Below are 12,625 nucleotides of genomic sequence, written 5' to 3' on the forward strand. Positions count from 1 at the left end.
GCACCTGTTTTTACCCGTGCTTTTTCTTCTTACTCATTTTTGCTTTAACACCGGCGCCGTAATTGTAAGTTTTGGCATTTTCTGGTTTCTTTTGCTGGAATGCGTCGCCGGTGGTGCTGATTGAAGGTTTGGTTTTTGAAGGCTCGGGTTTAATTTCCAAAGGAGACTTTTTTGCCTCACCGATAATAAGCGCCTCTGGCAGTTCGCCTGTCTGGATTTTATAACCGATAGCCTGTTCTATCCGTTTCACATCAGTTAGTTCAATATCGGTAGCAAAAGTTAGCACCATTGTTTCGTCTCCGCCGGCGGAGGTGTCTGCTTTTATCCTGTTTATAAATACTCCCGTGGTAGCCGGTATCTCAAAATTTATAATGAATGGGATGCCGTGCAAATCAAGTGCTTCTTTTTCTACATCGCAAATTATCATTACCCTGGTGTTGGTGTCGTGTTTAAAATCGTCAACTGAGGCGATATTAGCCAGTTCTGCAGACCAGGAATTTAGCAGCCCAACTGTTTTAGCGCGTCGATTTTGCAAGGTTTGATAGATCTTTTCGGCGGTTTGGCGGGTATTTACAAAAATGGCTGTTTTAGTAAATACTTCGGAATCCTGCATAAACAGGCTGAGCAAATTGAGCTTGGTTGTAAAATTGGGAACATGATATAAAAGCTGCGGCAATGTTTCCATCTTGCTTTCGCCGCTTTCATCAATTTCCACAACAGCAGCCGATTGCATAAAAGGCTCAATCATCCTGTTTAGCTTATCATGAATTACACTTGTAAATACCAGGTGCTGGCATTTGGTGATGCTGTTGGCCAATTCGGTTACGGGCAACTGGAGGCCCTGTTTTACGATCAAATCAGCATCATCAATAATCAGAAGCTCAATCTTATTTAAATTGAGCCCCAGCTTTAAGTATATAGCGCGTGCACGCTCGGGAGTCGCCACTACTATGTCGGCGCCTTCGGCCAGCGCGTCCATCTGGTTTTCTGTGCCGGGGGCAGGGTAGAGGCCTACAACCGAAAGTTGTTTGTTACTGCCAAGCCGTTCAAATTCACCAACAACTGCCAGTACATTTTCTTTGGAAGGTACAAGAATCAGTACCAGCGGCACACCTTCAGGATTGAACCTGATACGGTTAAGTACGGCCAGGACGTAGGCAGTGGTTTTTCCGCAGCCGTCCGGACCGGAAATAACAACATCCTGTCCGCCATAGATGCGCGCCAGTGTTTTCTGCTGAACGTCTTTCGGGCTTGTTAACCCCTTTTCGGTGATTGTTTTTATGAGCTGTTTATTGAGCTTTAGTTTTTCTGGCCACGCCATCCTGCTTTTTTTTATTTACTTAAGTTGCAAAAGTACCGTTTTATGCAGAGTTTGGGTAGGTAATATCCGGATGGCTTCGTTAGATAGCTTACAATCCCGGCACCAGCTTCTGCAGGTTTTTAAAATGATCTTCGTTATTAACAATTTTATTAATGTGTACCTCAGCGTTTTTGCCCATTTCCGCTATCAGCGCCTGGTCATTATATAGGGTGCCGATATAAGTTGCGAGTTGTGCTGAATTGCCGGGCTGGAAAAGTAAACCGGTGTAATTGTCGATTACCATCTCGGGTATGCCGCCGATCGCGGCGCCTATAACAGGTTTACCCATGGCCATTGCTTCTACAACCGTAAAACCTAAAACTTCATAACATTCTGACGGGCAAATCAGGAACTCGGAGCCGTTAATGATCTTTAAAAGTTCCAGCTTGTCCTTTTTGCCCAGGAAGTGTACGTTATCCAGCCTGTTCGCCTCTTTGAAAGCCAGTAATTCTGCTTCCTGTCCGCCGTCGCCAACAATTTTTAATTTGATGCGCGGATGTGAAAGCATCGCTTGCAATAACGTATGTGCGCCTTTTATTTTTTCCAGCCGGCCTACAAAAACTATGTATTTTTCCTCAGTTTTACCGGAGGTTTTCCTGGCTAACTCTACGGTGGCGTAATCGTAGCCATGATAAATCTGTACCAGCTTTTCATTAAAAAAACCGAATTGCTTATACTTCTGCATCTGGAAATTGGATGCGCATATATAATAATCTACATATTCGTAGTAATTGAGGTATTTATGAATATAATTTTCAAGAGCTGCAACCGTGCTGGCCAGGTACGATCCCTTTTTGCAGGAATGGGTGATGCAATTATAAAATTTACCGCCATAACAGCGTTCACAAACCTCGCCATGGCTTACAAAAATGCTGTCCGGGCAAATCGGGGTATATTCATGAAGCGTCCAGATAATAGGAATATTTCTTTTTTTTAAAATTTTTAAGATGGTTGGCGTAATGTAATGATGAATGACATTCAGATGCGCGAAATCTATCTTAACATTATCCAAAAGCCTTTCGAGGTTGCGTTGTGCCTCAAAAGAATATATACTTTTCATAACCACCTTAATACCCGCAGTCAGACTTCGTTTGTTGACGTTTTTATAATCTATGTTTTCAATAAAATACTCGCTGTAAGCTGATGGCGCGTTCCGGTCATCATGCATGGAGAAAGGAATAACAGTATGCCCTTTTTGCTCATAAATATTTACCACATTTTCAACGTATGTCCAGTCACCGCCGGTTGGATACCATGCACGATGTACAACAAGAATATTCATTCGGGCTAAATTGTTAATTCAATAAAACAAAAGTCAAAGATGCTTGTATTAGATGATATAGCGTGATAAAATTTAGAAGTTTAAAATTTGGAGAATTGTTTACATTAATTTTGCGTTGCGTTTTCAGAACTATTTTTAGGTGACCACCGCCCTATGGAAATTGCTGTAGCGTAACGATGCATACCTCCGTATTAATTAAACTTGGTTTTAATGAGCTTTTAAAATTTTAACGGTAAAATTAACGTTATTTTTAGTTGCTGAAATTTTATTTAACTGTACTAAAAATCAAAGAATTTGAATTAATCGTCCTAATTGTTAACGGTTTTAGAAAAATATTCTGGTATGTAAGTCAAAAAAAGTTAATTTTGGCAAGTGAAGACATCTATACCTGTCGCACTTGTTGAATCAGCTACCAGATTCGCCCTTATGGTTTTAACATTTATATGAAGAAAAAGATTTACATTGCCGGCTCGGGCGGAATGCTCGGAGAAGCCTTTTATCGCATATTTAAAGACGACTATGAAGTTAAGTGCACTGATAAGGATGTAAATGAAAAATGGCTTAGTTTTCTGGATTTCAGAGACTTTGACAAGTATAAAAAAGAGGTAGAAAAATTTAATCCTGATTATCTTTTTCACCTTGGCGCCCACACCGATCTTGAGTTTTGTGAGCTCAATCTTGAGGATACTTACCTTACAAATACCACGGCAGTCGAAAATGCTGTTTTTATAGCTAATAATTTAGATATTCCTTTATTATACATCAGTACGGCAGGCATTTTTGACGGTACCAAAGACTTTTACGACGACTGGGATGAGCCTAATCCGCTGGGCCATTATGCCCGCTCCAAATACATGGGTGAGCGTTATGTGCGCGAAAACGCAAGACGCTATATAATTTGCCGGGCAGGATGGATGATGGGGGGCGGGCCTGACAAGGACAAAAAGTTCATCAATAAGATAATCAAGCAATTAGCTGCCGGTAAACGCGACCTGTACATTGTTAATGATAAAGACGGAACGCCAACCTTTACAGTTGACTTTGCAAAAAACGTAAAGCTGCTGATTGAAAAAGAGTATTGGGGCTTATATAACCTGGTATGCAACGGCGAAACCAGCAGGCGCGAGGTTGCCGAAGAACTGGTAAAGATACTTGATCTGGAAGATGAGGTTACTTTCCACGAAGTTTCATCAAACTATTTTAAAGACACTTATTTCGCACCCAGGCCGCCATCAGAGCGCCTGATCAACAGGAAGTTGGAGCTGCGAAATATGAATATTATGCGCGATTGGCGAATCGCCTTAAGAGAATATATCGACGATTATTACACCGGCTTTTTAACGGAAAAAGGCATTTACTCTGTGAAGGAGAATATCTCTGAAAAAGAAGATATAATTGCATTATAAAAATTTTCTGCCATAATGCGTATTGCTGCCTTTGGCTTCCGCTCGGTACCGCCTTCAAAGGGCGCCGCGGGTGCTGATAAATTTGCTTTAGAACTATTTCCGCGACTTGTAAAAAGAGGCCACAGTGTGGTGGCTTATAATCGCCGCTATCCTGATGTGTTTGTCGACATAAGCGAATACAAAGGCGTAAAAATTAAAACTCTTACTACCACTAACAAAAAGGGCTTCGATACACTGCTGCATTCCTTTAAATGTACCTGGGATATTATTGTAAACAACACAGCGGACGTTGTGCACATCCAAAATGGTGGTAACAGCATCTGGGCGCTGCCTCTGCGCATCTTTGGAAAAAAGGTTTTCATCAGCCAGGACGGCGTTGACTGGAAGCGAGATAAATGGCCCTGGTATGGTAAACTGTATCTAAAGCTTTCCGCATTTATAACCGCCCACATACCTAACGAAGTGATATTTGACAACGTGATAGCGAAGAGATTATTCGAAGAGCGTTTTAATAAAAAGTTCAAATTTATCCCTTTTGGTAGCGAGGTGGAACCTGTAAAGCATAACAGCGACATTTTGCAAAAGCTGAATCTTATTAAAGGAAGTTATTATTTATTTGTCGGTAGATTTATACCTGATAAAGGCTTGCATTATCTTATTCCTGCGTTTAAGAATTCAAATTCTAAGAAAAAACTGGTGCTGATAGGGGGCTCGCCTAATCCATCGCCATATGAGCAAACCTTGTTTGGTATGGGTAATGAACAGATTGTTTTCCCGGGGTACATTTACGGCGATGATGTAAATACGCTAATGATGAACGCGTACTGTTACATACAGCCATCGGATGTGGAGGGTTTGTCGCCCGTTGTCCTGACGGTGATGGGCCTGAATGTTCCGTTGATTGTAAGTGATATTGAGGAAAATCAATACGCCGTGCAGGACACCGCCCGCATGTTTAAAAAAGGTAATATTGGTTCTTTAACTGAAGAAATTAATTATTGCGAGGACAATTACCCCGAAATGCTTTCGCTTGCGGCCCGGGCTCAAGAACGTGCCTTAAGTGTATTTAATTGGGAGATGGTTGCTGACGAGCATGTTAGGGTATTTGCCGGGGCATAGCCGCTTTTTTGAACACATTAATTAACTGCGTTGCGGTATTTTGCCACGAGAAAAGTTTTAATCGCTGGCGGCCTTTGTCTATCATCCTGCTTCTTAATTCCGGATCATTTGCTACCAGATTGATTTTGTCGGCAATGTCGGACACATTAAACGGATCAAATTGCAGAACCGCATCACCCCCTACCTCAGGCAAGCAGGTATTGTTTGCAACCAGCACAGGTAAATTATTCTTAAATGCCTCTAAAACGGGGATGCCGAAACCTTCGTTAGTCGATGGAAAAACATATAACAACGCGTTTTGATAAATAACTGCTAATTCGGAATCAGATAAGTAGCCGGTTAAAACTACTTCATCACTCAGGTTGTTTTTTTTGATAGCGTCCCTGATCAGACGATAATCACTGTCAAACTCATTGGCCGGCTTGGGGCCGGCGAGCACGAGTTTTAAGGTCGGGCTTGTTTGTTTTGCAATAGCAAAAGCTTCAATAAGGGCGGGGATATTTTTTCGCTTAAACATCGAGCCGACATGTAAGATGTAGCCCTGCGGTTTTAAGGAAAATTTATCGAGCATGGTATCTCCGTTCGCCGCTTCATCAGCGTTTAAATACTTCGGTCCTTCATATATCACTTCCAGCTTATCATTGGGTATCTGTGTGTAATGATGGATCTGTTTCTTCGACCATTCTGTAGGCGTAATAACAAAACGAGACCGGCTTGCTGCCGGAACCGCCGTTTTCATATACAGCCATAACCATAACTTTCCATAAGCCTCCGGCGATTCAAAACAAAATGCATCATGGAAGACAGGTATAGTTTGATAGCCCAAATGCATAACAGGAACGCAATTATCCGTACAAAACACAATGTCGCAACGCCGGAAAAATGCCTTTATTGGCAAAATTAACTGCTTCCAGAACTGATACCGGGCATGCTCAACATATCGTAACAGTTTATTTTGCCCGTTATAGACGGGGAGCGATGTATCCAGGAAATGAAAGCGCAGTTCGGCGCTTTCCATTTTTTTAAACTCCCGGCAAAGCTCTTCAAGGTAAGTACGGGTGCCGGTTTTTGCCAGGCGCAGATCGCGTATATCAACTGCTATGGTTAAAGGCTTATGCATTTAGCTTTCTCCCCTGGTTTTTATGAGTTTAGCGGGTATGCCTGCAATTACAGAGTTGTCCGGGAATGACTTAGTGACCACACTGCCGGCAGCTACAACGCATCCATCGCCTAAAGTTACCCCAGCCAATATAGTAGAACCTGCGCCAATCCAGCAATTATCTCCAATAGCCACGGGTTGTTTAATTACACCTTGATCCTTTATTGTCCGGCTGGTATCGGCGTAGGCATGGTTCTCTGAAAAAATCTGGACATTAGGGCCCATAATTACATCTTTGCCGATGGTTATGCCGCCCTGGCCTGCAAAGTAAGCTCCGGCGCTTATACCGGTACGGTCGCCAATGGTGATTCCTTTGCCGCGGTAGGCAATAATACCGGTACAAAACAAGATTGAGTTGCGGGCTATGGACACGTTGTCGCCGAAGGTGATCCCGTTTTCAGAAAGGGCGTTCAGGCTTACGTTATCTTCCAGTATCAGGTTTTTGCCTGCTTTTATTTTATAGCCATGCCGCACTTTAACATGAGTTCCCACAAATAACAGCCCGCTGGATTTTTTTAAAAATGGCTTTAAAAATAGCCCTCGCCAAACCTGCAATAACCTAACCCAGCTAATGCTGATTAAGTCACGCGTTGAATGCGGACTTTCCCATTTATAATTGGGGTCGTTTTTTAATTTTCTGATGAGATATTCAATCATTGGAAACAGGCACTAATTCAGCTATGCGCGGTTGCATTATTATACTCAGTAACAATCCTGACAGAAACCAGCTCATGTATGAAATATACGATGATGATTCAACTTCTGAGGTAAGCAGGGGGATAAAAAAGCCGACTTTTATTAATAAAACCGCGAGGCAAACTTTTTTTTCTTTACCGCTTAACCGCGGGAACCATTTTAAGCTCGTTTTTATCAGCATAATATAAATAGAAAGATACATTAGCAAACCGGCAATACCTGCCTGCACACCGATAATAATATACTGGTTCTCTCCGCCCACGTTCTCGCCCAGGCTGCCTGCAACCCTGCCCGAGGTACCTAGGCCGAGTCCGAATGGCTTTTCAACCATGGAAACAAGGCCCTCCATCCACTCTAAAATATGCCCTACGCTGGATGGGTTGCTAAAATCGATGGTGTTTACAACTATTTCGGTTATACCACTGTTCCGTTGCCCAAACCGGGTGAAAATATAAATTAAATATATACAGCCAACACCAAGTGCAGCATGAACCGCGTGGGTGATATACTTTTTTTTAGTAAGCAGTGAGTAAACGTAGATTATCAGGAAGTAACTTACAAAAGGGGCACGGGACAGGGCAAATATGATAGAAAGAAGCGATCCGCCAAGCGCCAGCCAACCCATTCCGCTTGGCTTAAACCTGTTGTCATCGCGGTTAAAAAGGGCTATAATTATTGCCAGAGCCAATAACGTGGCTGATGCATGCTCCAATGGGTTTGCAAAAAAACTAGCGAAACGCTTGTATCCGCCTTCGGATTGGAAGGTCCAGCTCAAACCATAATCGCCGCCGGGCTCAAAATTGAAAAAATAATAAACGTAATCAGCAAAGCCGGTTTTGGTCTGCAGGTGCTGGTTAGAAGCCGCTTCTACAGCAACCACAGCCCCGGCGGCAATAGTTAGCAATACGACGAAATTAAAATACTTGCTGATGTACACCGAACGGATATCCATCAACCGCCCGGTAAAATACACCACAACAAAGAAAGACATGCTTTTAAGTGCGATCAGCCTTTCGAAAAAACTCTGTTCGCCTATAGGTAGTAAAGCGAATATAAAAGTGTAGCCTAAAAAAGCAAGTATCAGGTAATCAACCAGGTGTAAGCGCGGACGGTAACTGAGCGTTAATAGATTAAGCACTAATGTGGCCAGGACTAATATTTCCTTAAAGTACTGAAAAACGGGGATAAAATCCTTCAGCCCCAGCAGAAAGGCTACCGACATAGCAGTAGTATACATAGATAGGCCAAAGATGACGAATACCAGCAAGCCCTGTTTCTCGCCCTTGAAAATCTCACGGCACGCTATAAAGAACGAGGTGAGATAAATAAGTGGGAATATAAATAGCATTCTCGCGGGTTACTTGTATTGTGAAGGCCAAATTACTTTTTTTGGCGTGAAAAATCCCTCTTTCAACCCTTTAATTAAAAGCCCGGCTTTTTGGTTACGCCGTTTTAGAATAAAATATCCAAGCAGGGCGATATAATAAAAACCATTATAAACAAGATTAATTGGATAATAAAAAGGATTGCCATATTGTCTTAAAATCCAGATATGATTCCGGCTCACGTAATAATGTATGACCGGACTAAGGTTGCCTTCCTTTTTTGGTGTAGCTATTTTGGCCGATACTCCTGCTTCATGATACATTTTGCTTGATGGCAAATAGTGCACTTCAAAGCCCGCTTCGCGCAATTTAAAAGACAGTTCGACATCTTCGAAATATAGGAAGAAAAGCTTATTGAACAGTCCGCTCTTTTGTAAAGCCGGATTCCGCAGCAGCATGCAGCAGCCGGTAACCCAATCGGCGATTTTGTAGGTTTTTAAGGCAGCTTCATCCGGAATGGATAAATCGGAAACAGTTTTGCCAATAAATTTATTGAATTTGCCTTCGCCGTTCCAGATTTTGGCCCTGTCGTGCATCCAGTAAATGGCCGGCTGTACAGCGGCGGCTTCCGGATGAAGTTCCATGTGCTGCAGCAGGCCGGCAACCAGGTCTTCGTCTACTACGGTATCGGTATTCATTACAAGCGAATAAGTATAACCGCTGTCGATACTGTAAACAAGCGCACGGTTGTTCCCTTCGGCAAAGCCAAGATTTTCGTTGTTTTCAATATAAATTAAATCCGGGAACTGCACTTTCAGTACCGATAAAGAGTTATCGGCAGAACCATTATCAACCACAATGATATCGAATAATGCCTCGTTACAATATAGCTGAAGCGACAAAACGCAATTCGCCGTATGTTCGGGTGTATTCCAGTTGAGTAATATTACAGCTACAGGTTTACGCATTTTGCAGGTATGGTTTTTTAATAGCGTATTCGTACATCAGCACAGCGCTGGTTTCAACTATCAGGGTAAACGATCCAATAGCTAAGGCCCCGCCGATGTTGACCAGAACGAATGCTACGATCACCGATTCAATAAACAGCAACACAGCGATACGAAAAATAAAGTTGGTGTAATTTTTCAACAGCAGATCCAGCACATTCAATACGTTCAATGCTGACATAACCGGTACAAGGGCCATCACCCTTAAAATTAAAATAGCCGTAATATTATGCTCTTTCGATAAAATGAATATGATGGGGTCCGCCAGTGTAATAATAACAACCGAGCCTGCCAAAAAAACACCAGCCAGCAAGTATTTGGTTTTTTTGCGATAGACGTTCCAAAGCGTAGTACTTTGTTGAAACAGCCGTGCTGCGTTGGGGTAAATAGCATTTGAAACTGTGATAAGCAGGATCCTGCACTGCCCTATAATTTTATCGCAGAGCGTGTAGGGGCCTAATAAGGCGGCCAATCCCCAGCGTGGCAGTACAAAAATGATAATGGATTGCTGCAGGTTAACAGAGATATTATTTACGGTGAGGTAAAAATTATCCTTTCCAATATTTATCAGTTCATTAAGAGAAGGAAATCTGAACCTCAGACCATATTGTCTGCCAAAATAAATTAACAACCCCAAGTAAGTAATTGCATTCGCCCCTCCGAGAATAAAATTCACCCAAATAGAGTCTGCCGGGCTTTTGATAAATATAAAAACGGCAATAATTGTGGCGATGTTTGACAGCAGGTTTAACAGGTTAAACAACTTCAGTCGTTCGGCGCCGATAAAAAAACAAAGCGGGTTGATTACTTCGGCAAGTGCGATAGGAATTGAAAACAGGATATAGGGATAATAATCCATTTTAACCCATTGAAGCACAACCAGTAGTACAATATATAATGCGAAAATTATAACTCTGATAAAAAGATTACTGTAAAAGACGGGACTTAATTTTTTTGAGTCTTTAATATGAAAGGCAACGTCGCGCACTCCTGATTGTCCGGTGCCATAATTAATTACCGAACCTGCTAATTGTGAGAACTTGCTGGCAAACATGATGATCCCAAACTCCTTAATGCCAATAATGCGGGTGATGATAGGTATCAATAACATAAGCAGCAGTACATTTGAGATTTGTATGCTACTTAAATTTAAAAAGTTGGCAATAATATTGGTAGCCTTTAATTTATTGTAATAATACTTTGCGTTACGTTTCAATAGATACAGATTGAGGGCAAATTTAATTGAATTTACTTAAATGCCGTTTGTTTTACAATTAATCGCCTTAGTAGTTTGGCTTAAGCCGGGTATGGATATTTTTATACCGTGGGCTAACCAACAACAATTTTTCATTTAAAAGCCAATTGGTATTATTTTAAGTAGTGGTTTTAGACAAATGTAGATGCAGGCCTGACCCCTAAAACGGCCATGCCTGCTGCAATGCATATTCTGCGTCGCTAAGCCAGCCAGAATATTTATATTCGTAAATTATTAAATTTACTTATGAATTTTCTAAACCCGGAAATAGAAGACCTGCAACAACTCGCCAGAGATAAACAGCAGGAATATCTCAACGCCAAACCTTTCCCAAGCATCGTTTTCGATAATTTTTTTAATGAAGAGATTTTAACACAGGTGTTGAATGATTTTCCGGATTTGTCAAAAAAGAAGGATGTAATAACTTACGATAATCATAACGAGAAAAAATTTGAAGCTAAAGGTGAAAGATATTTTAGCGATGTAACCAAAGCATTTGCTCATTATCTTAACTCGCAACCAATACTTGAGTTTTTACAGGAACTGACTAGCATTAAGGAAATTTTATTGCCGGACCCGTATTTTGTAGGCGGCGGTTATCATGAAATTAAGCCAGGCGGCCTGCTAAAAGTTCATGCCGATTTTAATAAGCATGATTTCACCAAACTTGATCGCCGAATTAATCTGCTTGTTTATCTTAATAAAGACTGGGAGGACAGTTACGGCGGGCATTTCGAGTTGTGGGACGAGCAAATGACCAAATCACACAGAAAAGTGTTACCCATATTTAATCGCGTGGCTATTTTTTCGACCACCGATTTTTCTTATCATGGTCATCCTGATCCGCTTACATGCCCTCCGGATAGGAGCCGCAAATCTTTGGCTTTATATTATTATTCCAATGGCAGGCCTAAAGGTGAGATCAGCAATAAAACACATGGAACGCTCTTTAAAGGCAGAAATAAGAATGATATAGAAAAGGAGCCGCTAACTCTAAGAGACATAGTAGCAGACATTATGCCACCGGTATTGGTACGCACAGCTAAGAAACTGATAAAGCGTAATAATAACTAAATTATTAATAAGTCGAATTGTAAAATTGTAGGCATATTTGCCTGACAATCGCTTTTGCGGTTGTTAAACAAAAACATTTTAGATGAAGAACATTTTGGTTTTTGGCGCTTCAGGTCAGTTAGGGCAATGCATAAAAAATGTAGCTGCTGAAAAAAACATTACACCGTTTTTTCCTGACGAAAGCGAGGCTAATATTTTAGACACCGATGCGCTGAAGCGGCTTTTTGAACAGCACCGGCCCGGCTGGATAATCAATTGCGCTGCTTATACGGCTGTAGATAAGGCTGAAGAGGAGGCTGAAATTGCAGAAAAGGTTAATAAGACCGGCGCAAAGAACTTAGCCGTGCTTTGCAAGGAATATAATGCGGTGCTGATTCATATTTCAACCGATTTTGTCTTTAAGGGCGACATATCCAGGCCGCTGAAAGAAACCGACGCAGCCAGTCCAATAAGCGTTTACGGGCAAACCAAATTGGATGGGGAATTGGCTGTTGCCGCCGCGCTTGATAAACACTTTATCATCCGGACAGGCTGGTTATACTCCGAATATGCCAACAACTTTGTTAAGACCATGTTGCGGCTGGGAAGCGAACGAAGCGAGCTAAAGATTATAGCCGACCAGGTAGGCACACCAACCTATGCCATCGACCTCGCAGGCTTTATCTTGAATATTATTGAGAATAATAGCGACGCTTATGGAACTTACCATTACAGTAATGAGGGAGTGACTTCCTGGTTTGATTTTGCCCGTGCGGTATTTGATATATCCGGAATTAAGGTGAAAGCTATTCCAATTCGTACAGACGAATATATCACCAAAGCAAGCCGTCCGGCTTATTCGGTGATGGACAAAAGCAAGGCTAAGCAAACATTTGGTATCGAAATACCTTATTGGAGGGATAGCCTGGCGATTTGTTTAAACAGACTTAAATAACACTTATT

11 protein-coding genes are annotated in these 12,625 nt (G+C 41.7%); 4 read left to right on the forward strand and 7 right to left on the reverse strand.

Annotation, left to right across the window (positions count from 1 at the left end; all coding sequences use genetic code 11):
• Positions 1-10 precede the first annotated feature (10 nt).
• A complete protein-coding gene (locus Q3W13_RS11785; protein WP_302864004.1) occupies positions 11-1,321 on the reverse strand; it encodes a DEAD/DEAH box helicase in 1,311 nt (436 codons plus the stop codon).
• Positions 1,322-1,409: 88 nt separating this feature from the next.
• On the reverse strand, positions 1,410-2,642 hold the full coding sequence (locus Q3W13_RS11790) for a glycosyltransferase family 4 protein (RefSeq protein WP_302864005.1): 1,233 nt from the start codon (positions 2,640-2,642) through the stop codon (positions 1,410-1,412).
• Positions 2,643-3,085: 443 nt separating this feature from the next.
• Here Q3W13_RS11790 and Q3W13_RS11795 point away from each other — a divergent pair, with 443 nt between their 5' ends.
• Both Q3W13_RS11795 and Q3W13_RS11800 read left to right on the forward strand, forming a co-directional pair.
• On the forward strand, positions 3,086-4,048 hold the full coding sequence (locus Q3W13_RS11795) for an NAD(P)-dependent oxidoreductase (protein ID WP_302864006.1): 963 nt from the start codon (positions 3,086-3,088) through the stop codon (positions 4,046-4,048).
• A 15-nt stretch (positions 4,049-4,063) separates the two neighbouring features.
• Positions 4,064-5,167 (forward strand): glycosyltransferase, encoded by a 1,104-nt coding sequence (locus Q3W13_RS11800; RefSeq protein WP_302864008.1) that lies wholly within the window; start codon positions 4,064-4,066, stop codon positions 5,165-5,167.
• Here the strand turns inward: Q3W13_RS11800 and Q3W13_RS11805 are convergent.
• From Q3W13_RS11805 to Q3W13_RS11825, 5 genes are read right to left on the reverse strand one after another with little or no spacing between them, the layout of a single operon-like run.
• Positions 5,145-6,287 (reverse strand): glycosyltransferase family 1 protein, encoded by a 1,143-nt coding sequence (locus Q3W13_RS11805; protein WP_302864010.1) that lies wholly within the window; start codon positions 6,285-6,287, stop codon positions 5,145-5,147. The genes Q3W13_RS11800 and Q3W13_RS11805 overlap by 23 nt on opposite strands.
• Positions 6,288-6,983 carry a DapH/DapD/GlmU-related protein gene (locus tag Q3W13_RS11810; protein WP_302864011.1) on the reverse strand — a complete coding sequence of 232 codons (696 nt, stop codon included), beginning with the start codon at positions 6,981-6,983 and terminating at the stop codon, positions 6,288-6,290.
• A complete protein-coding gene (locus Q3W13_RS11815; RefSeq protein WP_302864013.1) occupies positions 6,976-8,370 on the reverse strand; it encodes an O-antigen ligase in 1,395 nt (464 codons plus the stop codon). The genes Q3W13_RS11810 and Q3W13_RS11815 overlap by 8 nt, the downstream gene beginning before the upstream one ends.
• A 9-nt stretch (positions 8,371-8,379) precedes the next feature.
• Complete coding sequence (locus tag Q3W13_RS11820) at positions 8,380-9,315, reverse strand: glycosyltransferase family 2 protein (protein WP_302864014.1); 936 nt, start codon at positions 9,313-9,315, stop codon at positions 8,380-8,382.
• Positions 9,308-10,570 carry an oligosaccharide flippase family protein gene (locus tag Q3W13_RS11825; protein WP_302864016.1) on the reverse strand — a complete coding sequence of 421 codons (1,263 nt, stop codon included), beginning with the start codon at positions 10,568-10,570 and terminating at the stop codon, positions 9,308-9,310. The genes Q3W13_RS11820 and Q3W13_RS11825 overlap by 8 nt, the downstream gene beginning before the upstream one ends.
• Before the next feature lie 285 nt (positions 10,571-10,855).
• Between Q3W13_RS11825 and Q3W13_RS11830 the strand changes: the two genes are divergently transcribed.
• Together Q3W13_RS11830 and rfbD are read left to right on the forward strand one after the other, a co-directional pair.
• Positions 10,856-11,683, forward strand: coding sequence for a 2OG-Fe(II) oxygenase (locus tag Q3W13_RS11830; protein ID WP_302864017.1), 828 nt, complete (start codon positions 10,856-10,858; stop codon positions 11,681-11,683).
• An 82-nt stretch (positions 11,684-11,765) separates the two neighbouring features.
• Positions 11,766-12,617: a dTDP-4-dehydrorhamnose reductase gene (gene rfbD / locus Q3W13_RS11835; RefSeq protein WP_302864018.1), complete on the forward strand. Its 852-nt coding sequence runs from the start codon at positions 11,766-11,768 to the stop codon at positions 12,615-12,617.
• The last annotated feature ends 8 nt before the right edge of the window (positions 12,618-12,625 follow it).

Origin of the sequence: Mucilaginibacter sp. L3T2-6, assembly GCF_030519355.1 — a bacterium.
Taxonomy (GTDB): domain Bacteria; phylum Bacteroidota; class Bacteroidia; order Sphingobacteriales; family Sphingobacteriaceae; genus Mucilaginibacter.